23 protein-coding genes and 1 other annotated feature are annotated in these 21,592 nt (G+C 45.1%); of the genes, 12 read left to right on the top strand and 11 right to left on the bottom strand.

What is annotated here, in order from left to right:
* Window positions 1-23: 23 nt before the first annotated feature.
* Complete coding sequence (locus OV592_RS12360) at window positions 24-1,685, top strand: SulP family inorganic anion transporter (RefSeq protein WP_406611433.1); 1,662 nt, start codon at window positions 24-26, stop codon at window positions 1,683-1,685.
* Window positions 1,686-2,801: 1,116 nt separating this feature from the next.
* Here OV592_RS12360 and hisIE read toward each other — a convergent pair.
* The 8 genes from hisIE to hisG are packed head-to-tail and all read right to left on the bottom strand — an operon-like array spanning window position 2,802 to window position 9,900.
* Complete coding sequence (hisIE, locus tag OV592_RS12355; RefSeq protein WP_406608776.1) at window positions 2,802-3,419, bottom strand: bifunctional phosphoribosyl-AMP cyclohydrolase/phosphoribosyl-ATP diphosphatase HisIE; 618 nt, start codon at window positions 3,417-3,419, stop codon at window positions 2,802-2,804.
* Entirely contained in the window at window positions 3,416-4,189 is a 774-nt protein-coding gene (gene hisF / locus OV592_RS12350; RefSeq protein WP_016401105.1) for an imidazole glycerol phosphate synthase subunit HisF, read from the bottom strand. The genes hisIE and hisF overlap by 4 nt, the downstream gene beginning before the upstream one ends.
* Window positions 4,179-4,931, bottom strand: coding sequence for a 1-(5-phosphoribosyl)-5-[(5-phosphoribosylamino)methylideneamino]imidazole-4-carboxamide isomerase (hisA, locus tag OV592_RS12345; protein WP_406608775.1), 753 nt, complete (start codon window positions 4,929-4,931; stop codon window positions 4,179-4,181). The genes hisF and hisA overlap by 11 nt, the downstream gene beginning before the upstream one ends.
* Before the next feature lie 3 nt (window positions 4,932-4,934).
* On the bottom strand, window positions 4,935-5,543 hold the full coding sequence (hisH, locus tag OV592_RS12340) for an imidazole glycerol phosphate synthase subunit HisH (protein WP_220721182.1): 609 nt from the start codon (window positions 5,541-5,543) through the stop codon (window positions 4,935-4,937).
* A gap of 28 nt (window positions 5,544-5,571) precedes the next feature.
* The gene (gene hisB / locus OV592_RS12335; protein WP_406611432.1) at window positions 5,572-6,600 is read right to left on the bottom strand and encodes a bifunctional histidinol-phosphatase/imidazoleglycerol-phosphate dehydratase HisB; all 1,029 of its coding nucleotides are present in this window, start codon (window positions 6,598-6,600) and stop codon (window positions 5,572-5,574) included.
* Between the two features lie 48 nt (window positions 6,601-6,648).
* A complete protein-coding gene (gene hisC, locus OV592_RS12330; protein WP_406608774.1) occupies window positions 6,649-7,707 on the bottom strand; it encodes a histidinol-phosphate transaminase in 1,059 nt (352 codons plus the stop codon).
* 1 nt (window position 7,708) lies between these two features.
* Entirely contained in the window at window positions 7,709-8,995 is a 1,287-nt protein-coding gene (hisD, locus tag OV592_RS12325; RefSeq protein WP_406608773.1) for a histidinol dehydrogenase, read from the bottom strand.
* Window positions 8,996-9,000: 5 nt separating this feature from the next.
* Window positions 9,001-9,900, bottom strand: a complete 900-nt coding sequence (gene hisG / locus OV592_RS12320) for an ATP phosphoribosyltransferase (RefSeq protein WP_040307005.1) — start codon at window positions 9,898-9,900, stop codon at window positions 9,001-9,003.
* 21 nt (window positions 9,901-9,921) lie between these two features.
* Window positions 9,922-10,049 (bottom strand) — a sequence feature (His leader region).
* A 191-nt stretch (window positions 10,050-10,240) separates the two neighbouring features.
* Here hisG and OV592_RS12315 point away from each other — a divergent pair.
* From OV592_RS12315 to rnd, 7 genes are all read left to right on the top strand, one after another.
* Window positions 10,241-10,456, top strand: coding sequence for a hypothetical protein (locus OV592_RS12315; RefSeq protein ID WP_406608772.1), 216 nt, complete (start codon window positions 10,241-10,243; stop codon window positions 10,454-10,456).
* Between the two features lie 67 nt (window positions 10,457-10,523).
* Window positions 10,524-12,440 carry an ATP-dependent DNA helicase gene (locus OV592_RS12310; RefSeq protein ID WP_406608771.1) on the top strand — a complete coding sequence of 639 codons (1,917 nt, stop codon included), beginning with the start codon at window positions 10,524-10,526 and terminating at the stop codon, window positions 12,438-12,440.
* Window positions 12,437-13,126, top strand: a complete 690-nt coding sequence (gene tsaB / locus OV592_RS12305; RefSeq protein WP_406608770.1) for a tRNA (adenosine(37)-N6)-threonylcarbamoyltransferase complex dimerization subunit type 1 TsaB — start codon at window positions 12,437-12,439, stop codon at window positions 13,124-13,126. Before OV592_RS12310 ends, tsaB begins: the two co-directional genes overlap by 4 nt.
* A gap of 16 nt (window positions 13,127-13,142) precedes the next feature.
* Window positions 13,143-13,406, top strand: coding sequence for a hypothetical protein (locus OV592_RS12300; RefSeq protein WP_016401096.1), 264 nt, complete (start codon window positions 13,143-13,145; stop codon window positions 13,404-13,406).
* On the top strand, window positions 13,375-14,259 hold the full coding sequence (locus OV592_RS12295; protein WP_406608769.1) for an alpha/beta fold hydrolase: 885 nt from the start codon (window positions 13,375-13,377) through the stop codon (window positions 14,257-14,259). The genes OV592_RS12300 and OV592_RS12295 overlap by 32 nt, the downstream gene beginning before the upstream one ends.
* A 198-nt stretch (window positions 14,260-14,457) precedes the next feature.
* Window positions 14,458-16,119 (top strand): long-chain-fatty-acid--CoA ligase FadD, encoded by a 1,662-nt coding sequence (gene fadD / locus OV592_RS12290; protein WP_221076929.1) that lies wholly within the window; start codon window positions 14,458-14,460, stop codon window positions 16,117-16,119.
* A gap of 49 nt (window positions 16,120-16,168) precedes the next feature.
* On the top strand, window positions 16,169-17,290 hold the full coding sequence (rnd, locus tag OV592_RS12285) for a ribonuclease D (RefSeq protein WP_406608768.1): 1,122 nt from the start codon (window positions 16,169-16,171) through the stop codon (window positions 17,288-17,290).
* Here rnd and minE read toward each other — a convergent pair.
* From minE to minC, 3 genes are read right to left on the bottom strand one after another with little or no spacing between them, the layout of a single operon-like run.
* Entirely contained in the window at window positions 17,265-17,528 is a 264-nt protein-coding gene (gene minE / locus OV592_RS12280; RefSeq protein ID WP_016401092.1) for a cell division topological specificity factor MinE, read from the bottom strand. The genes rnd and minE overlap by 26 nt on opposite strands.
* Before the next feature lie 2 nt (window positions 17,529-17,530).
* A complete protein-coding gene (minD, locus tag OV592_RS12275; protein ID WP_406608767.1) occupies window positions 17,531-18,343 on the bottom strand; it encodes a septum site-determining protein MinD in 813 nt (270 codons plus the stop codon).
* A 30-nt stretch (window positions 18,344-18,373) separates the two neighbouring features.
* Entirely contained in the window at window positions 18,374-19,078 is a 705-nt protein-coding gene (gene minC, locus OV592_RS12270; protein WP_406608766.1) for a septum site-determining protein MinC, read from the bottom strand.
* Window positions 19,079-19,191: 113 nt separating this feature from the next.
* On the opposite strand from minC, the gene OV592_RS12265 reads away from it, so the two are divergent.
* From OV592_RS12265 to OV592_RS12250, 4 genes are read left to right on the top strand one after another with little or no spacing between them, the layout of a single operon-like run.
* Window positions 19,192-19,479 (top strand): YcgL domain-containing protein, encoded by a 288-nt coding sequence (locus OV592_RS12265; protein WP_040307002.1) that lies wholly within the window; start codon window positions 19,192-19,194, stop codon window positions 19,477-19,479.
* A 10-nt stretch (window positions 19,480-19,489) separates the two neighbouring features.
* A complete protein-coding gene (locus OV592_RS12260; protein ID WP_406608765.1) occupies window positions 19,490-20,455 on the top strand; it encodes a lytic transglycosylase domain-containing protein in 966 nt (321 codons plus the stop codon).
* Between the two features lies 1 nt (window position 20,456).
* Complete coding sequence (locus tag OV592_RS12255; protein WP_406608764.1) at window positions 20,457-21,122, top strand: fumarylacetoacetate hydrolase family protein; 666 nt, start codon at window positions 20,457-20,459, stop codon at window positions 21,120-21,122.
* A complete protein-coding gene (locus tag OV592_RS12250) occupies window positions 21,115-21,570 on the top strand; it encodes a YcgN family cysteine cluster protein (protein WP_406608763.1) in 456 nt (151 codons plus the stop codon). The genes OV592_RS12255 and OV592_RS12250 overlap by 8 nt, the downstream gene beginning before the upstream one ends.
* Window positions 21,571-21,592 lie beyond the last annotated feature (22 nt).

Here is a 21,592-nt window from a genome sequence, read left to right as displayed (position 1 = left end):
TGGTTAAGGGTAAGTTTGAATCAATGAACATTAAGGGCGATTTGTTTGGTGGTGTTACCACTGCTATCGTCTCACTACCAATGGCTTTAGCGTTTGGTGTTGCATCGGGAGCAGGGCCTCAAGCGGGTCTTTGGGGCGCCATTTTAGTAGGTTTGTTTGCCGCGTTATTTGGCGGTTCGCGCACCTTGATCTCGGAGCCAACCGGCCCGATGACCGTCGTAATGGCGGCGGTACTTACCACCATGATAGCCAAACACCCAGAAAACGGGCCCGCCATGGCATTTACGGTGGTGATGATGGCCGGGCTATTCCAAATCGCCCTTGGTGCACTTAAGCTTGGTAAATACATTACCTTGATGCCTTATAGTGTTATTTCTGGCTTTATGTCTGGCGTGGGTGTCATTCTGGTCATCCTCCAATTGGCGCCCTTTTTAGGCCAATCCACCCCCGCTGGTGGAGCCCTTGGAACTCTGCAGGCAATTCCCGACTTAATTCGAAACATGCACTTTGGCGAGTTCCTACTAGGGCTGATGACCTTAGGCGCGCTCTTGTTCATGCCTAATAAATACAAAAAAATAATCCCTCCACAATTGGTCGCGCTGGTGGCGGTGACTTTAGTGTCTATGCTGCTATTTAGTGACGAGGGTATTCGCCGTATTGGAGAGATCCCAAGTGGCCTACCATCGATTATTTGGCCTACTTTTACTTGGGGCCTGCTTAGCGAAATGCTGGTTGATGCCTTAGTGCTAGGCACTCTAGGTTGTATCGATACGCTACTTACCGCAGTAATTGCCGATAGCTTAACCCGCAAAGAACATGACTCTAACCGAGAGTTAATGGGGCAGGGCATTGCAAATACGGTTTCAGGCTTGTTTGGTGGTTTGCCTGGCGCGGGCGCGACTATGGGAACTGTGGTGAATGTTCAGGTGGGCGGAAGTTCACCGCTCTCTGGCATTGTGCGCGCGATTATCTTGCTGTTAGTGGTGCTTTGGCTAGCGCCGCTTACCCAGCCAATTCCATTAGCCGTTCTCGCGGGTATTGCCATGTATGTTGGTCTAAATATTCTCGATTGGAGCTTCATTAAGCGCGCCCATCGAGTATCTTTAGTGCCTACTTGCATCATGTATGGCGTGCTGTTTCTTACCGTTTTTGTCGATTTAATCTACGCAGTAGGTATTGGGGTATTCCTCGCCAACGTAATTACTATCGAAAAGCTGAGCCGAGTTCAGGAGAAAAATGTTAAAGCGATATCTGATGCCGACGACGGTGTGCCACTTGAATATTCAGAACGCCAGTTGTTAGACCAAGCCAAAGGTCAGCTATTGTTTTTCTACCTCTCAGGGCCAATGATTTTTGGTGTATCAAAAGCCATTGCTAGACAACACGCCGCGGTTGAGCAGTACAAAGTAATGGTGCTAGACCTTAGTGCGGTACCGATGATTGACGTTACTGTGGCGCTAGCGCTGGAAAACGCCATGCGTGATGCCCTAGATGCTGGCTGTGAAGTGTTCCTCTACAGCCCTAACGAGCAAACTATGCACCAGTTAGAGAAAATCCAAATCCGCGATTGGATAGATGAAGATCATATCGTAGATAGCCGCACTGAAGCTTTAGAAAAAGGGCTAGCGGTGGTGCAGCGTATAAATGCTGAGTCTGAAGTTGTTCAACAAGGCTCTGCTATTTAACGAAAACCCTACTCGCATATCCAAAAGCCGCGCTGGTGCAAACTCTCTAGCGCGGCTTTTTCTTATGCGTCAAATACCGAGAATTCAATGCAAGTGAGTAAATAGGCTGATTCTTAGATAGGTTAAGAAGGGAGGTATCTCATGATGATTTCACTTTAATTTTCGTTTTATGGTGGCTTGGTAAAATAGCAACCAAAGCCCGAATGAGCCTAAGTTAAATTACACGAAGGGTTTGTGGCGTTATTATAATGAGATTGCGTCAATCAGCCAGCGATTACTATTGATTGATGTTAGAGATAATTGAACTTTGGTATGTCAAAAAGTAGTCTTACTAATTGTAAATAGATTTTGTAGTTTTCAGAAACGTTGAAAATGGATGTGCGATACCCTAAGAGTTGATTATTTTGAAGGTCAACACTGTGGCCATGGTAGCCAAGCTAGAACTCTATAGATAAAAATGTTTATAATGTTTTTATAATTTTAATTTTTCAATGGCTTGTTCACTTCTATGCATTGGTATGAACCACCTGGCTTTATGTCTTGGCGATTTTTTTCCACAAAAAAATCGTCAAGCAAGTTTACGATTTGTATTGTCTTTTTCGTGGCTGCAATCTCTGTTCTAGCTTTACATGTATTAGAGCTTACAGATGGCGAGAGAGAAGGTATAAAAGTGATATTCTTCATTGGCTCTACTTTGGTTGCTGTATATATTTATTATTGGCTAAATCAATATATACACCTTAATCGCGTTCATGTTTGGATTACTGACTCAGGGATTATTCGTTGGCCACTTTATTCGCGAGGTTCTAGAGTTTGTATAGCTTTTTCCGAAATAGAGTCTTTTATTTTTAGCGAAGAGCAAGCAGGGTGGTTTTCATTTTATGTATGCCATATAAAGTTGAAGCCTATGAACTCCTATCATTCAGACAACTTCGCCTTTGGCATTCCCTATGTCTTTTTTAGGGTAAACCGAAGACTGATAGAAAAAAGGTTGAAATCTAAGCCTACGGCAAAACAGTTAATGTCGACGTATTAATGATATTTAAGCTCTAATCTAATGGAATAAAAAACCAGCATTACGCTGGCTTTTTTAATTTGGTCTGAAGGTTTTAAGCTTTACTTATGTCTTGCCTGCAAACAAGCTACTACTTCGTCAAAGCCGACTTCTTGTTTCTCTAGCAGTACCAGTAGGTGATACAACAAGTCTGAGCTTTCATTCACTAACTCTTCGCGGTCGTTCGCCATGGCGGCTAGGGCAACTTCTACGCCTTCTTCACCTACTTTTTGGCAGATGCGTTTGGTGCCACGGGCGAATAGGCTAGCGGTGTAGCTTTCTTCTGGGTCGGCTAACTTACGCTCGGCCAATACTGCTTGTAGTTGGGCGATAAAGGTCAGCTTAGGCTCTTGGTGGCCGTCGAAGCAGCTTTGGTTGCCAAGGTGGCAAGTTGGGCCAATTGGGTCAACCGCTACTAGCAGCGTGTCTTGGTCGCAATCAAGTGTAATGCCTTTAAGCTTAAGCACGTTGCCTGAGGTTTCACCTTTGGTCCATAAACGCTGCTTGGTGCGGCTAAAGAAGGTTACTTGCCCGGTGTCTAAGGTTTTAGCTAGCGCATCACTGTTCATGTAACCTAGCATTAATACTTGGCCGCTGTGGTCGTTTTGAACCACGGCAGGGATTAAGCCTTCGACTTTGTCCCAGTTAATCTTTTGGTTTAGTTCTTCAAACTGGCTCATAGTCGAATTGCCACCTCTTGTTGTTTGAGATATTGCTTCAATTCGCCAATATCAATAATGCTTTTATGGAATACGCTAGCCGCCAATGCGCCGTCTACGTCGGAAATCTTAAAGGCGTCTTTAAAGTGCTGCATTTCGCCTGCGCCGCCAGAGGCAATTAAAGGCACATTACAAATCTCGCGTACTCGGCTTAGTTGTTCTAAATCGTAACCTTGGCGTACACCATCTTGGTTCATTACGTTTAGTACTATTTCACCCGCGCCACGAGCTTGCACTTCTTTCACCCAATCAAAGGTATTCCAAGTAGTTGTTACCGTGCGCTTTTCGTCACCAGTAAATTGCTTAACTTGGTATTGGCTAGTTTCGTCGCAGTAGTAGGAATCGATGCCTACTACAATGCACTGCACGCCAAACTTGTCGGCTAGCTTAGTAATCAAACTTGGATCGGCTAAAGCAGGGGAGTTGATAGAGATTTTATCTGCGCCATTTTGCAAGGTGCGGTTGGCATCCTCAATGGTTTTAATCCCACCGGCTACACAAAACGGAATATCGATAACCTCCGCTACGCGGCTTACCCAGCTTTTATCTACTACGCGCTCGTCTGAGCTGGCGGTAATATCGTAAAAAACTAGTTCGTCTGCGCCTTCTTCAGCGTAGCGTTTGGCTAGCGGAACAATGTCGCCAATAATTTCGTGATTACGAAACTTAACGCCTTTTACTACCATGCCGTCTTTTACGTCTAGGCAGGGGATAATTCGTTTAGCTAGCATTGTTGCCTCCTTGCTGCCAGCAGGCGATGGCTTGCTCTACGTTGAACTTACCTTCTAACAATGCGCGGCCAACAATTACGCCAGCTACGCCGGTATCGGTAAGCGCTGCAATGTCGTTTAAATTGCCAATGCCGCCAGAGCTTTGCCAGTGAATATCTGGGTATTGCGCACATAGCTCACGATACAAACTTACGTTTGAGCCTTCTAGCGTGCCATCTTTAGAAATGTCGGTACACAATACGTGCTTAAGACCAACAGGCGCGTAAATAGCCACTAGCTCTTCAATGGTTACGCCACTGTCTTCTTGCCAGCCTGATACTGCTACTACCTTATTGCCTTGCTCGTTGATGTTAATATCAAGCGCCAATACAATGTGCTCGGCGCCGTATTTTTCCATCCACTTGGCAACCACTTCTGGCTGCTTTACGGCGGTAGAGCCAATTACTACGCGCTCTGCACCTGCGTCGAGCAAGTCTTTTACATCTTGCTCGCTGCGCACGCCGCCACCAATTTGAATTTTAGCTGGGGTGTTTTTCAGTAACTGGGCAATCACGTCTAGTTGGCGAGCGCTGGTATCTTTGGCGCCGTCTAAATCAACTAAATGTAGCCAATCAGCACCTTGGCTGTGGTACTCGGAAAACTGCGCTTGTGGGTCGTCACCGTAAATGGTTTTTTGTGCGTAATCACCTTGGAACAAACGCACAATCTTTCCGTCGATTAAATCTAAAGCAGGAATGATCATGTGTTACATCTCCAAGAAGTTTTTGATTAGTTGTGCACCGGCTTGGCCGCTACGTTCTGGGTGAAATTGCACCCCGTAAAAATTGTCTTTGTTTACTGCGGCAGTAAAGGCGTTGCCATAATCACATTCGGCAATTGTGGCAGCGTTTACTGGCAGGGCGTAGCTGTGTACAAAGTAGAAGTAGCTGCCGGCTTCAATGCCTTTAAACAGTGGATGACCGGCTTTAGGTTGAATTTGATTCCAACCCATGTGTGGCAGGCGTTGCCCTTGTTGCGGCTGCATTAAGCTTACGGTGCCAGGCACTAAACCTAAGCAGGGGACTGGCTCGTCGGCTTGTTTAGCGCCGCCTTCGATAGAGAATTCGGCCAGCATTTGCATGCCTAAACAAATACCTAACAGCGGCTTTTTAACTTGTTTTACTAAGTCGATTAGCTCGCGGTCGGCTAGGTTTTGCATCGCTTCGGTGGCGGTGCCTACGCCGGGTAGAAACAGTTTATCGGCCGCCAAGATTACCTGTGGGTCGCGGCTCACTGTTACTGGAAAGCCTAAACGCTCAACGGCAAATTTTACCGAAGATAAGTTGGCACATCCTGTATCAATAATTACGTTCATGTTTGCTCTTATCCTTTAAAGCAGGCGCTTACAATGTGCCTTTACTGCTAGGCATTGCATCGCCCGATTTTACGATAGCTTGACCTAGTGCACGACCAAATACTTTAAACAGGGCTTCTACCATGTGGTGAGTATTTTTGCCGGTGGTTTCTAGGTGTAAGGTACAGGCCATCGCGTCACTTAGTGAGCGGAAGAAGTGCGGTACCATTTCTGTAGCAAAGTCGCCAATGTTGTCGCGGGTAAAGTCGGCTTTAAACTCTAGGTGAGCACGGCCGCTTAAATCTAGTGCACATTGGGCCAGGCATTCGTCCATCGGCAGTACAAAACCAAAACGGCCAATACCACGTTTGTCGCCAAGCGCTTCTTTAAGGGCTTGGCCAAGGGCAATGGCGGTGTCTTCTACGCTGTGGTGGTCGTCGATATGGTAATCGCCAACAACTTTACAGTTGAGCTGAAAACCGCCGTGGGTAGCGATTTGATCCAACATGTGGTCAAAAAAGCCAAGGCCAGTATCAATTTGGCTGCCGCCTGCGTTGTCTAAATCAACCGCGATACTAATTTGGGTTTCTTTAGTATTGCGCTCAACCTTGGCTTTGCGGCCTTGTTGAGTAAGCTGCTTTTCAATCGCTATCCAGTTAAGGCCGTCGCGTTGATATTGTAAGCCTTCTAGCCCCATGTTTTCAGCTAGCTGCATGTCGGTGTGGCGATCGCCAATCACATAAGAGTTGGCAAAATCAATCACGCCACTTTTTAGGTAGTCTTTAACCAAGCCAAGCTTGGGTTTGCGACAGCTACAGTTATCTTCGTCGAAGTGCGGGCATACCAGTACGTCGTCAAACTTAATGCCTTGTGATTCGAAGATATCCATCATGTAGTTTTGAGCTAGGTGAAAATCAGCTTCGGGGAAGCTGTCGGTGCCTAAACCATCCTGGTTGGTTACCATAACTAAGCGGTAGCCATTGGCTTGTAGCTTAAGCAATACCGGGATCACTTGTGGCTCTAACTTTACCTTTTCTACGCTATCAACCTGTTTGTCGGTGATAGGTTCGTCGATCATGGTGCCATCACGGTCGATAAATAAGATTTTTTGTTTTACTTGGCTCACTTAAGTTCGCTCCAATCCTTGAATTGCTGATACGGTGGCGGCCACTTCTTGCTGGTTGCCAATGCTAATGCGGATGCAGTTTTCTAACCGCGGCTTATTGGCAAAATCACGCAGTACAATGCCTTGCTCGCCCAATGTTTTAAATACTCGGGCTGAATCGTCGAAACGTACCAGTATGTAGTTACCGGTAGCTGGGAAGATCTCTTGCACAATATTAAGTTTGCTTAAATCTTCAACCGCGTGGCTGCGAATAGCGTTTAAGCGTGCAACACGCTCGCGCATAACTTTCAAACCATCGTTGGTAAGCGCTTTTGCTGCGATTTCAGCAACTGGACGGGCGATAGGGTAAGGGGCAATCACTTTGCTCATTACTTCAATCACCTCACGACCTGCAACGGTAAAGCCACAACGTAAGCCAGCTAAAGCGAAGGCTTTAGATAAGGTTCGAGTAACCACCAAGTTGTCGTAGTCGCCGAGCAATTTCACTACGCTAAGTTCTTCGCAAAACTCAATATAGGCTTCGTCTACTACAACTAGCGCTTTATCTTTTTGTGCCTGCAACAACTCACACAACTTGGCTTCATCTAGCATGTTGCCTGTTGGGTTGTTGGGTGCACATAAGAAAATAATTTTGCTATCTATTTTTGCCAGTGCCGCGTAGTCGGGATCAAAGTTCGCATCTAGAGCAACGGTTTTTATCTCAACACCAATGGTTTCGGCGCTTACCGCATACATGCCGTAAGTAGGGGCACAAATGCTAATGCTGTCTTCGTTCGGTTCACAAAATGCGCGAATTAGTACTTCAATCGCCTCATCGGCGCCGCGGCTAGCCAACACTTGATTTGGCTCTACGCCTGCATAAGCAGCGTAACCGTTAATTAAAGCTTCTGGTTGAAACTCTGGGTAGCGGTTTAGCTCCTCGCCTTCGTAACTAAAGTCGCTAACATCGGGGCTTTCGTTGGCGTTTAGCCACACTTCACCACTGCCGCCAATGCGGCGAGCACTTTGGTAGGGCACCAGCGCCTGAATTTTTTTGCGGGCTAATAATGTAACCGACATATTATTGCTCCTCGCCTAGGCGCAGAGTAACCGCTCTGCGGTGAGCGTCTAGTCCTTCTGCGTTAGCTATAGGCACTACTGCACGGCTTAAGTCTTTTAGGCCTTGCTGGCTTAACTCTTGAACAGTGAAACGTTTCATAAAGTCTAGAGTGCCAAGGCTAGAGTAGGTGCGGGTGTAGCCGTAAGTAGGCAAGGTGTGGTTGGTGCCACTGGCATAATCGCCAACTGATTCTGGCGTCCATTCACCTAAAAATACGCTTCCCGCGTTTTCAATCTCTGGCAATAAATCACGTGCTTGCTCGGTTTGAACAATGAGGTGCTCTGGGCCGTAAAGGTTACTTACTTGCACAGCTTGGGCTAAGTCGTTTACTACAATGGCAGTACTGTGTGACAAAGCTTGGTCGGCAATGTTATTACGACTAAGCAGCGCTAACTGTCGAGCCAATTCTTGATTAACCGCTTCGGCTTGTTGCTCTGAAGTTGTCACCAAGATTACTTGTGAATCTGGGCCGTGTTCGGCTTGCGAGAGTAAATCGGCAGCAACAAAAGCTGGATTAGCTTTATTGTCGGCGATAACTAACACCTCAGACGGGCCTGCTGGCATATCAATGGCGGCACCAGCGTGGTCGCCGCTAACCTGCTGTTTGGCTTGCGTTACAAAGGCATTACCCGGACCAAATATTTTGTCTGCCTTGCTAACACTCTCGGTGCCATAAGCCATGGCTGCAATCGCTTGTGCCCCACCTGCTGCATATACTTCGTCTACACCACATAAGTTAGCGGTATAAAGGATTTCTGGCGCAATGGGTGGTGGAGAGCTTAATACCACTTTTTTACAGCCAGCAATGCGGGCAGGAATGGCTAACATTAATACCGTTGAAGGTAGTGGCGCAGTGCCACCCGGCACATATAAACCCACATTACCAATGGCAGCGTAGTGCATTTCGCAACGCACACCTGGTTGGGTTTCTAGGCTAATTGGCTGAGGTTTTTGCGCTTGGTGAAAAACTTCAATGTTAGCTTTGGCTTGCGCTACAGCTTGTTTAAATTCTTCACTTAAACCTTGCTCCGCTGCTTCTATCTCTTGTTGAGATATTCTTACAGCGCTAAGTTCGGTGTTATCAAACTTGGCAGCTAAAGCGATTAGTGCTTTGTCGCCTTGTTCACGAACTTGGCTTACTACATCGGCAACAATTCCGGCAATGTCGGTTGAGCTATTAACCGCAGGGCGGGACAGCACCTGTAGTTGTTGCTCTGAATTAAGTTGCTTCCAAATTACCGTTTGCATGGTGGTTATCTCAACATCTTCTCGATTGGCATGACTAGGATAGAGCTAGCACCTAAGGTTTTTAGCTTCTCCATGGTTTCCCAGAACAGGTTCTCGGTACTTACTACATGCAGGGCTACTTTATCTTCGTCTCCGGCAAGCGCTAATACAGTTGGGTGCTCACTGCCTGGCAGTAAGTCAACGATCTGGTCAAGATGTGTTTTTGGCGCATGTAGCATGATGTATTTGCTTTCTTTTGCTTCCATGGTGCCTTGCATACGCATTAGCAAGCGGTCTAACAGTTCTTGGTGCTCGTCACTAAGCTTGTTTTTAGATTTAATTAAAACAGCTTGTGAGCGATAAATTACTTCTACTTCTTTAAGGCCGTTTGCTTCTAAAGTTGCGCCGGTAGATACCAAGTCACAAATTGCATCAGCTAAGCCAGCGCGAGTGGCTACTTCAACCGAGCCTGCCAACATACAAGTTGAAAACGGTACGCCTTGCTCGTCTAAGTAGCGCTTTAAAATACCTGGGTAGCTAGTGGCAATGCGTTTGTTAGCCAAACATTGTGGGCCGGTGTAATCGAACTCTTCTGCTACTGCTAGAGAGAAGCGGCAATCACCAAAGTCTAAGCGTTTTAGAATGTCACATTCGGTAGGTTCATTTTGCGCGGTGCGCAACATGGTTTCTTCTTCTAGTACGTTTTCGCCAACGATACCGAAATCAACCACGCCGTCCATTACTAGGCCTGGGATATCGTCATCGCGCACACGTAGTAGATCTACTGGCATGTTTTCTGAGTGGGCAATTAGGCGTTGTTGGCGGAGGTTGATTTTCATTCCGCAGCTTTTTAATAGTGCCTGTGAGTCATCGCTTAGACGTCCTGATTTTTGGATGGCGATGCGTAGTCGTTTTTGCTCTGTCATGTTTATGTCCCTAATTATAATACTAAAAAACCCCCGGGAGGATTACCTTCCGGGGGTTTGCAATATTGTTATATTCTACCACCGGAAGCGTCTTACAAGCTTCCAGCAGATAACCGCCTGAAGCTTATTCTGGATGATGGTGGTGATGATGCTTCAGTTGGTTAAAAATCATGTAACGTTCCTGTCAACGTGAGTTTTGCCTTGATGGCAATAATGGGCATAAAGTTACCAAGCTAGCGCTAAATTGCAACCTTTTTTAACGCCTTTTTATGAATAGATTAAAGTTGTTTAAAATTTAACCGATAATATAGTAGAGGAAGCCATAAAAGGAGCTGTAGTTGTGAGCCAAGATGCGATACTACCTATTTTGCCTAGGGCACCTGCAAAGCCTGACGGTAAGGCGCCGCCTATTAAAACGACGAAAGTGGTTAAAAAGGGTAAAACTAGCGCGCACAATGATATACAAGTGCGGCCTAAAACTGGTCAAGACCAACAGCAAGCGCAGAAAAGAAAGCCAGATCCCGACGACCCACATAACATTGACTTGTTTGTTTAGTTTTAAGTTTGGTCTCGGCTAATTCGGCTGGTATAGTTGCGGCGACTTTTGCTTGCCGGAATTTAGATTGAAACAGCAATATTTCGCCAAAGATGGATTACTCTCCAAGGCCTTTGATGGCTTCTCTCCTCGTCCTCAACAAGGTGAAATGGCCAACGCAGTAGCGCAGGCTATAGATGACCGTGGTAGTTTGCTAGTAGAAGCGGGTACCGGCACAGGTAAAACCTTTGCTTACCTTGTTCCAGCTATGGATAGCGGCAAAAAAATAGTAATCAGTACGGGTAGTAAAGCCTTGCAAGACCAGCTGTTTACTAAAGACCTACCACGCATGCAAAAAGCCCTTAAGTACAATCAATCGATTGCCTTACTAAAAGGGCGCGCTAACTATTTATGTATTGAAAGGTTAAACAGCTTTTCTCACTACAGCAGTGGCCAAGACCGAGCTACCTTGGCGGAGCTAGTCAAAATCAAAAGTTGGGCACAAGGTGAAGAAAGTGGCGACATTAGTGACTTAGGCCCGGTGGCTGAGCGGGCAGATGTATTCCCCCTTATAACTAGCACCAATGATAATTGCCTTGGCAGAGATTGTCCCTCATACAAAGAGTGCTATTTGGTTAAAGCGCGTAATCGCGCTATGGAAGCTGATTTAGTGGTGGTGAATCACCATCTATTTTTTGCCGACATGGTGGTTAAAGAAACGGGGTTTGGTGAGCTGATTCCAGAAGCTGATGCCTTTATTTTTGATGAAGCACACCAGTTACCGGATATAGCAGCCAGCTATTTTGGCCAGCACTTCTCTAGCCGACAGATCCTCGATTTATGTAACGATATTGAGTTGAGTTATAAAACCGACCTTCGCGATATGGCGCAATTACAAAAAGCCTCACAAAAGCTAGAGCGTCGTATTCGCCAATGCCGACTCGCTTTTGAAGGTTTGCGAGACCGAGGTGAATGGCGTCCACTTGCTAAACAAAAACGCTTTGGCGAGATGATGCAAGATTTACGTGAAGACATGGACTTTGTTTATCAAGTGCTCAAGCTAGCGCTTTCACGCAGTGAATTAGCTGACGCTTGTTTTGAACGTTTAGCTAAAATGCGCAGTTTGTTCGACAAGGTAATGGACGTAGATAAAACTGGTTTTAGTTATTGGTACGAGACTACGCGTCAGCATTTCACCTTAAACATTACGCCCTTAAATATTGCAGAGCGCTTTAATAGTGAAGTGGAAGATCGTAACGCTGCTTGGGTATTTACTTCAGCTACTTTGGCTGTTGATGGCAACTTTCAGCATTTCCAAACCCAAATGGGTTTAAAAGATGCGAGCAGCATGCTGCTCGACAGCCCTTTCGATTATCAAAAACAAGCCTTACTCTGTGTGCCACGCTATTTGCCAGAAACCAAGCAGCATAATGCTGAGCAGCTGATGCTAGATCAGCTTGCCCCGGTAATAGAAGCCAACGGCGGCCGTTGTTTCTTTTTATGCACCAGTCATCGCATGATTCAAAAAGTTGCCGCTGAGCTAAGGCAACGCACTGAGTTATTGGTATTGGTGCAAGGGGAAGCTGGCAAACAAGAGCTGCTTAGCGAGTTCGTTGAAGATGGCAACGCCGTGTTAGTGGCAACAAGTACTTTCTGGGAAGGTGTAGACGTACCCGGTAAGGCCTTGTCGTGTGTAATCATCGATAAGTTACCGTTTGCTGCGCCCGACGATCCCTTACTAAAAGCAAAAAGCGAAGATTGCCGTTTGCGTGGCGGAGATCCTTTTCGTCAGGTATATTTGCCGCAAGCTGTAATAAGCTTGAAGCAAGGAGTGGGGCGCTTGATTAGAACTCAGGCCGATCACGGCGTGGTGATTATTTGTGATAATCGCCTAGTAAACCGCGAATACGGCTCTTTATTTATTAGTAGCTTACCGGCTATGCCCCGCACAAGAGAGCTATCAAAAGTTCTGGAATTTGTTAAAAAAGACGCTGAGGAAACATGACAGCCAACATATTAGCTTTAGATACTTCAACCGAAAACTGCTCTGTTGCCTTGCAATGGAAGGGTGAAGTGATCAGCAAGCAAGAATACAGCCCGCGCGACCACACTCAAAAGATCTTGCCGTTTGTGGAGCAAGTATTAGCGGAAGCAGGTGTAAGCTTAACTCAACTGGATGCCATTGCTTTTGGCCGCGGGCCAGGCAGTTTTACCGGTGTTCGTATTGGCGTAGCTACCGCGCAAGGTTTGGCATTTGGTGCTGATAAACCGATGGTTGCAGTGTCAACGTTGCAAGCCATGGCGCAGCAAGCTTATGTCAACCATGCCTCTGAGCGTTGCTTGGCTGCCATTGATGCACGCATGGGTGAAGTATACTGGGGTGAATATCACCTAGAAGATGGTTTGATGCGCTTGGTTGGACAAGAGTTAGTAATTAAGCCTGAGCTACTCGAAGCAAGTGCCAATAAGGCCACAGCGGTTGGCACTGGTTGGCAAACCTATAAAGAACTATTAAGTAGTCAATTTTCTGGCGTAAGCGTGTTAGATTCGGTGTTATACCCGGCGGCACGAGATATGCTTAGTTATGCTCAATATGCTTTTGAACGTGGCGATCTTGTTGCTGCCGAAAACGCAGAACCGGTGTATCTTCGAGATAAAGTCACTTGGAAAAAGCTTCCAGGTAGAGAATAGTTAAAGGATAAATAACTTGAAAATTCAGGGCCTTGGCCAGCCCATACCGCAACAGCCTAAAGTTAAGCAGGCAAGTAGTAGTACTGAGTTAAGTACTGCTACTCAAGCGCCAAAAGGCGTAGTGCCATGGGCGGTAATGGATGAAAAAAGTGTAGAAAAGCTCCGCTATGACCAAAATATTGGCAGTGGCGGAGAGGCTGTGTCTCACTATCAAGATGTTGCTAATCAACTTAAGCGCCAACAGGTGAATGAAATGTTCGGCATCGACTTGTTTGCCTAACTCGGCTTTCCCCATATCCATGCTCAGTGAATCCAGCCTTCCGAAAAGCAAACTTGCTTACCTAGAACAAACAACCGACAGCCCATACTGTTTATTAATGTTGCATGGTTGGATGGACAACGCTGCTAGTTTCATCCCTATTATTCACCAGCTACCTAATAGTCACTGTATTGCTTTAGACTTTCCTGGCCATGGCCATTCACCACACCGACAAGATTATTATCATTTTGTTGACTACGTAGACGATGTGTATGTTGCATTAAATGAGTTCAACCATAGTAAACCAGTTATCTTAGTAGGCCATTCTTTGGGAGCGCTAGTAGCCAGTTGCTTTGCTGCGGCATTTCCTGAGCAACTTAGTGGCTTAGTATGTATTGATGGCATTGGACCTTTAAGTTTGGCAAGCCATGAAACGTCTACGCATTTAGCTAAAGCGATTCGTCAAAGACAGCAACTAAAACCCGCCAAAGGTTTTGCAGAGCTAGATTATGCCGTGGCCCTGCGAGCTAAAACTAACGCGATTAGCACTGAAAATAGCCGTTTACTAGTAGAGCGCGCTACTATTCAGCGTGAAGGTTTGTGGTATTGGCGGCATGACGAAAAATTAAAACTTAGCTCACCTTTACGTTTTAGTGAAGAACAAGCCAAACAGATTTGCCAAGCAGTTGTAACACCTTGTTTATTGCTAGCAGCAAATGAGCATCCTTTACTTAAGCCAGATTACATTGCCTTGCGCCAGCAATGGTTTAACAATATTCAAACACAACTACTAAGTGGTGGGCACCACTTACATATGCAAAATCCGCATGCTACTGCTCAGTTACTTCGCGACTTTATTAAAACAATTGTTTGAAGCACTTCACTGTTTTTGAACTTACACTCTACGCTTAATGTTAATATATTGTTATTTTAAACGCCGTATGAAACAATCGTTTGAAACCTTAGAGCTAAAGCTCTAAGGCCAGTAATGTCGCCAAGTGCATAATAAAATTCACAATAAACTTGGTGGGCAATTTATACTTAATGTAATTGAATTGTTTAGGAGAACTGCGTGGATAAGGTTTGGCTTAATCGATACCCTAAGGATGTTCCTGCAGAGATAGACTCAGCACGTTATCAAACATTGCTTGATGTCTTCGAAGAAGGCGCAGCCAAACATGCCGACAGAGTAGCATTTATTAACATGGGACAGGTGATGACCTATCGTCGCCTCGAAGAGCAATCTCGAGCCTTTGCTGCTTATCTTCAAAACGAATTAAAGCTAAAAGCGGGTGACCGCGTTGCTTTAATGATGCCCAATTTGCTGCAGTATCCCATCTGTTTGTTTGGTGCTTTACGTGCCGGCATGGTTGTGGTGAATGTAAACCCGTTGTATACCCCACGCGAGCTTAAGCATCAGCTAAATGATAGTGGTGCAAAGGCCATTGTAATTGTCTCTAACTTTGCTCACATTCTAGAAGAAATTGTGGAAGAAACCGGGGTAGAGCATGTAGTGCTAACTCGCTTAGGCGATCAGCTCTCTGCCACTAAACGTACCTTAGTTAACTTTGTAGTTAAGTACGTGAAGAAAATGGTGCCTAAGTATCATTTGCCACATGCACAATCCTTACGTTATGTATTGTCGAAAGGTCAGCATTTACAATATGTTCGCCCAGAGATCCAAAGTGAAGATTTAGCCTTTTTACAATACACGGGTGGCACAACTGGTGTGGCTAAAGGCGCCATGTTGTCACATAAGAATATGGTGGCTAATTTACTGCAAGCACTAGGCATTGTTGGCCCTTGTTTGCGTGAAGGCAAAGAGGTAGTAGTAACTGCTTTGCCGCTCTACCATATCTTTGCCTTAACGGCTAACTGCATGGTGTTTTTCGCAATGGGTTGTCAGAACCTTCTCATTACCAATCCTCGCGATATTCCTACTTTTACTAAAGAGTTGGCTAAAACCCCATTTACCGCCATTACAGGCGTGAATACTTTGTTTAACGCGCTGCTTAATCATGAAGATTTTGCCAAGCTCGATTTCTCTCGTTTACGTCTTTCTTTAGGTGGTGGCATGTCGGTGCAGCGTGCGGTTGCAGAGCGTTGGCAGGAAGTCACCGGCTCTCGATTGATCGAAGGTTACGGTTTAACCGAATGTGCGCCGTTGGTAACTGTATGCCCTTATGATTTAGAAGCTTATAACGGCAGTATTGGCCTTCCGGCGCCTTCTACTGATATTAAATTAGTTGGCGAAGATGGAGAGGAAGTGGCCGATGGCGAATCAGGTGAGATCTTGGTTAAAGGCCCGCAGGTTATGCAGGGCTATTGGCAGCGCCCTGAAGCTACCGAAGAATCAATGCCTGGAGGCTGGTTTGCCACCGGTGATATTGCCACAGTAGATGAACAAGGTTTCTTCCACATTGTGGACCGTAAAAAAGACATGATTTTGGTATCGGGCTTTAACGTATTCCCTAATGAAGTGGAAGAAGTGGTGGCCAGTAATGCCAAAGTACTGGAAGTTGCAGCGGTAGGTGTTCCAAACGATGTTAGCGGCGAAACGGTAAAAGTTTTTGTGGTTAAGAAGGATGAGTCGCTTACCGAGAAACAAGTTATCGAGCATTGCCGTGAGTTTCTTACTGCTTATAAAGTACCTAAGTTGGTGGAGTTTAGAGATGAACTTCCTAAAACAAATGTGGGTAAGATCTTACGTAGAGCCTTGCGTGAAGAGGCATAAACCGTAAAATGGTGATTATTAAGATGCTTTCCACTAGGACGCCGTAATTTTGGCAGACGTAAACTTCGATATGATAGAAACAGAGGCGCAACTTGCGCCTCTGTTGCGTTTTTTAAATGAGCAAGAGGCAATGGTACTTGCCATTGACACAGAGTTTGTTCGCACTCGTACTTACTACGCTCAGCTTGGTTTACTGCAAATCTTTGATGGCCAACAATGCTATTTGATTGATCCTCTAAAAGTAGAAATGGCGCCCTTGTGGGACGCATTAGCTAAGCACCATTGGGTACTTCACGCCTTTAGTGAAGACCTAGAAATCATTCAGCGTGTGAGTGGCAAGTTTGGTCTTAGTGTATTTGATACGCAAGTTGGGGCTGCTTTTTTAGGTCACGGTATTAGCTTGGGTTATCAGCGTTTTATTGATACAGAGTTGGATATTCAACTAGACAAAGGTGAATCGCGCACCGACTGGTTAGCACGTCCCTTACGTTCTTCTCAATTAGAATATGCGGCCTTAGATGTTATCTACCTCTTACCTGCGTATTTAAAGATTCAACAACAGCTTAAAGATGAAGGGCGGTTTGATGCGGCGCTTGAAGAAAGTGCCCGTTTAGCTGCGCTTAAAAAGCGGGTGTTTAATCAAGATGAAGCTTATAAAGATATTAAGAATGCTTGGAAACTAAACCCACAGCAACTTGCTGTTTTGAAGGTATTAGCGCGTTGGCGCGCCCAACAAGCTGCTAGCCGAGATTTAGCCATTAACAATGTTGTTCATGGCGACAGTTTATGGGCCTTGGCGCGTTATCAGCCAAGTACTATGGAACAACTTCAGCGCCTTGGTTTGCCACCGCAAGAATTGCGGATACATGGGCAGCGCTTATTAAAGTTAGTTAAACAAGGGCTGCAGACTAAAACTGTAGATTTTCCACAGGCCATTAAACGTATTGTTGATTACCCAGATTATAAGAAAAGTATTCAAGAGCTTAAAAAAGTAGTGGCTAAAGTTGCCGAAGAATCGGGGTTACCAGAAGATGTATTGGCGAGTAAGAAAATGCTTAATCAGTATTTGTCTTGGCTTTGGAAAGAAGACCGGCAAGCAGCAGAATTACCTCTTTTACTTACCGGTTGGCGTCAGCCTTTATTTGCTAATCACGTTGCTCAGGAAGCGTAATATTTAGCTCAAGTACGCTTATATCTTCGCTCTTGTTGTCCAAGCTAACATTCACTTGGTCTGAGTTAATATCTACGTACTTTTTAATTACTTCTATAATGTCTTGCTTCATCGCAGGCAAGTAATCAGGCCCACTGCGTTGTCCACGTTCGTGGGCAACAATAATTTGCAGTCGTTCTTTGGCGGTTGCCGCCGTTTTAGACTGTTTTGACGTTCGAAAGTAGTCTAAAAGAGACATTGTTATCCTCCAAATATGCGGCTAAATAGGCCTTTCTTTTGTTCTTCTAAAAAGCGGAAATCTACACTTTCACCAATCAAACGGCTTACCGCATCGTCGTAAGCTAAACCTGCATCGCTGTCGCTGTCTAAAATCACTGGTTCACCCGAGTTTGACGCTTTTAGCACCGCTGGAGATTCAGGAATCACTCCAAGCAAGGGAATAGCCAGAATGTCTTGCACGTCTTCAACACTTAACATATCGCCACGGTTTACCCTTTCTGGGTTGTAGCGAGTTAATAGTAGGTGTTCTTTAACCGGCTCTTTGCCTTGCTCGGCACGTTTTGATTTGCTGGCTAACATGCCCAAAATTCGGTCTGAATCTCGCACCGAAGAAACTTCTGGGTTAGTTGTTACAATCGCTTCATCGGCGAAGTACAAGGCCATGATTGCACCGGTTTCGATACCTGCTGGTGAATCACAAACAATGTAGTCGAAACCTTGTTCGGCTAAATCGTCTAATACTTTTTGCACGCCTTCTTTGGTTAACGCGTCTTTATCGCGAGTTTGCGATGCAGGCAAAATGTATAGGTTGTCGGTGCGCTTATCTTTAATCAATGATTGATTAAGATTAGACTCGCCCTTAATTACGTTAACAAAATCGTAAACGACTCGACGTTCACAACCCATAATTAAATCGAGGTTACGTAAGCCAATATCAAAATCGATGATTACTGTTTTAAAACCTTTGATGGCGAGACCAGTGCCAATAGCAGCACTGGAGGTTGTTTTACCTACGCCACCTTTTCCTGAGGTTACAACGATAATCTTAGCCATTATCTTTCCTTTATAAATTCGTTAACGGGGTTAACTTAAATTACCAAATACGATTTGCTGGTCTTCTATCTGAATGCATTGCGGAGAATCGGCATGCTCGCCGATTTGCTCATGCAGCATATAAACACCAGCAATTGAAATAAGTTCTGCTTGCAAGTTTTGGCAGAAAATCTTGCTGTCTTTTCTACCACTTGCGCCTGCGATGGCTCGGCCTCTTAACGCGCCGTATATATGTATGTTGCCATCGGCGATTACTTCGGCTCCATTTCCTACGGAGCCAATCACTACTAAGTCGGTATTTTGTGCATAAATTTGTTGGCCAGAACGAATTTGACCACGAACTATTTTGCTGGGAACTACCGAAGGAGCAGCGGGAGGTGTGGGGGCTTTTTCTTCTGTTGGTTTGCTTGGTTTAGCAGTAGCTTGTTGTGAGCCACTGGTCATCACTGCCAAGCCGGCAGCACGAGCTGCGGTTTTTTGCTCAGCGGTATTACAGCCAGTTACACCCACTAATACAAAGTCTTGAGCTTCAACTACTTCTTTAAGTTGGTCGAAGTCAAACGCATCATCCACTTCACTAATATTTACTACGATAGGTGCACAATTGAAGAACTGCGGGGCTTGTGCCACCTTCTCCATAAGTTTGTTATTTAATGACGTTAAATCATTTTTTCCTAAGTAAACGACTGAAAGGGTAAAGTTTGTCCCTTTAAACTCTATTTCCTGTCCGGACATGAACAGCGGATTCCTTTTTACATTTGTATACGAGCGATGACGCTACACCATATATTCTGATATAGTCTGCGTTTTAGCATAACCTGATCAGTGCCTAGGATACTAACATTTTCATGTTCTGTGCAGTCTATAAAAGTCTCAAAAAACAGCAAACTTATCTCTATATTGAGAAGAAAGACGATTTTTCGAAAGTTCCGGCCTCGTTAATTGAATTAATGGGCGCTAAGGAGCTAGTTATGTTGGTGCCTAAACGACCAACAAAAGATTTTGCTAGTGTAAAAATCGACGCCATAGAAGCCGCGTTTAAAGAACAAGGCTACTATTTACAACTACCACCACCTCCAGAGAATTATCTTAAACAGCATTTGGCCGCCCAGGCTAAAGCTAAAAATAAACAATAAGGGGACGTTAGTGAAAAAAATTATCAGTGCGGTGCTCTTCTCGGCTGCCTTCTCGTTACACGCTGAACCGGGCTTTGATAACTACGTTGAACAACTTAAATTAGAAGCGGCAGAGCAGGGGATATCTCAGCAAACCATTGATGCAGCTTTTGCTAATACTAAATTTTACCAACGTGCGGTAAAGGCAGATAAGCAGCAACCTGAGTTTAAACTTACCTTAGACACTTACTTACCGCGAGCCGTTCCCGATTGGAAGGTGCAACAAGCGCGGGCTTTATACAAAAAGCATTACCCTTTGCTAAAAGAGATAGAAAAAAAGTATAAGGTGCAGCCTCGCTTTATAATTGCCTTATGGGGCGTAGAATCTAATTTTGGTAAGTTTACTGGCAACTACAATGTAGTGTCTGCGCTTTCAACTATGTCTTTTGAAGGGCGCCGCGAAGCGTTTTTCAAGAAAGAATTGATGAATGCTCTTCGTATTTTAGATGCCGGACATATTGAGCCGAACAAAATGAAAGGCTCTTGGGCCGGGGCAATGGGCCAAGTGCAGTTTATGCCAAGCTCGTTTCTCGCTTACGCGCAAGATTTTGACGGCGATGGGAATAGCGATATTTGGAACAATACCGCCGACGCCTTAGCCTCTGCTGCTAATTATTTGGCGCAAAGTGGCTGGAGTGATGATCTAACTTGGGGGCGCCAAGTTCAGCTTCCTAAAGATTATGATATCAGCAATTCTGGATTAAAAATCACTAAAACTTTAGCCGAATGGCAAGCTCTAGGCGTTCGCCGTTACGATGGCAGCGATTTACCTACACGGGATATTAGCGCTTCCATTGTTCAACCTGATGATGCGCAAGGCCGTGCCTACCTCGCTTACGATAACTATCGGGTGCTAATGAAGTGGAATCGCTCACACTACTTCGTGGCAGCGGTTGGCACCTTGGCTGATCGTATTTCCTACCCACCGGTGTTTTGATATGTATCAGCATGTTGATAGCGAAGGCAAAGCTATACCACTAAGGTCTAGCAAAGCCGTATGTGTTGGGCAAAATTATGTTGCACATATGCAAGAGATGGGTGGCGCTCCAGTAAAACAAGCAGTGTTGTTTAACAAGCCACCTAGTGCCTTTGTAAGTTTTGATAATGGTGTTGCTATTCCCAAAGGTTTGGGAGTTGTGCACTATGAATTAGAGCTAGCATTGTTAATTAGTAAGCCGCTAAAAAATGCCTCTAAAGCTGAGCTAAATGATGCAGTTTGGGGTTATGCTGCCGCCTTAGATTTAACCCTTCGAGATATTCAGCTAGAGCTAAAGCAACGTGGTCACCCTTGGGAGCGAGCCAAAGCTTTTGATCAAAGCTGTGTGCTTAGCGCCTTTAAACCAATTACTAGCTTGAGTGAATTAGATGACGTTAGCTTGCAGCTAAAACAAAATGGTGTAGTAAAACAGCAGGGCAGTAGTCAACAAATGATCCGCACTATTGAGACGTTGTTAATTGAAGCCTCTCAGTGCTTTAGCCTGCAAGCTGGTGATGTGTTACTTACTGGCACTCCTGCAGGTGTTGGGCCCTTAGTAGCTGGAGATAAACTAGCATTAACCGTTGCCGATATAGAGCTAGAAACAGAGGTTGTAATAAGTGAGTGAAGTAAGATTTTGGGAAACCAAAACCTTGGCGCAGATGAATGCCCAAGAATGGGAGTCATTGTGTGACGGCTGCGGAAAATGTTGCTTGTCGAAGTTGATAGACGAAGACACCGATGAGCTCTATTACACTAACATCGCATGTGTATTGCTTAATAGTAAAAGCTGTCGATGCAGTGATTATGAAAACCGTTTTGCTAAAGTACCCGACTGCGTAAAAATAAGCTTAGATGATATTGATGCCTTTCATTGGCTACCGCCAAGTTGCGCTTATAAGCGTTTGATTGAAGGTAAACCTTTGCCAAAATGGCATCCGTTGCTTAATAAAGGCAAAGCTTCTGAAATGCATAAACGAGGAGCATCGGTACGCGGAAAAATTGTTTGCGAAACACAATTAACGGGGCCTTCTCAAGATTATATTGTGCGTTGGCCTTTAGATGAATGTGAGTAGTTCTGGTTATTGGCACAAATAA

The organism is Agarivorans sp. JK6, assembly GCF_045277145.1.
Classification (GTDB): domain Bacteria; phylum Pseudomonadota; class Gammaproteobacteria; order Enterobacterales; family Celerinatantimonadaceae; genus Agarivorans; species Agarivorans albus.
This window is presented reverse-complemented; position numbering and strand designations above follow the sequence as displayed.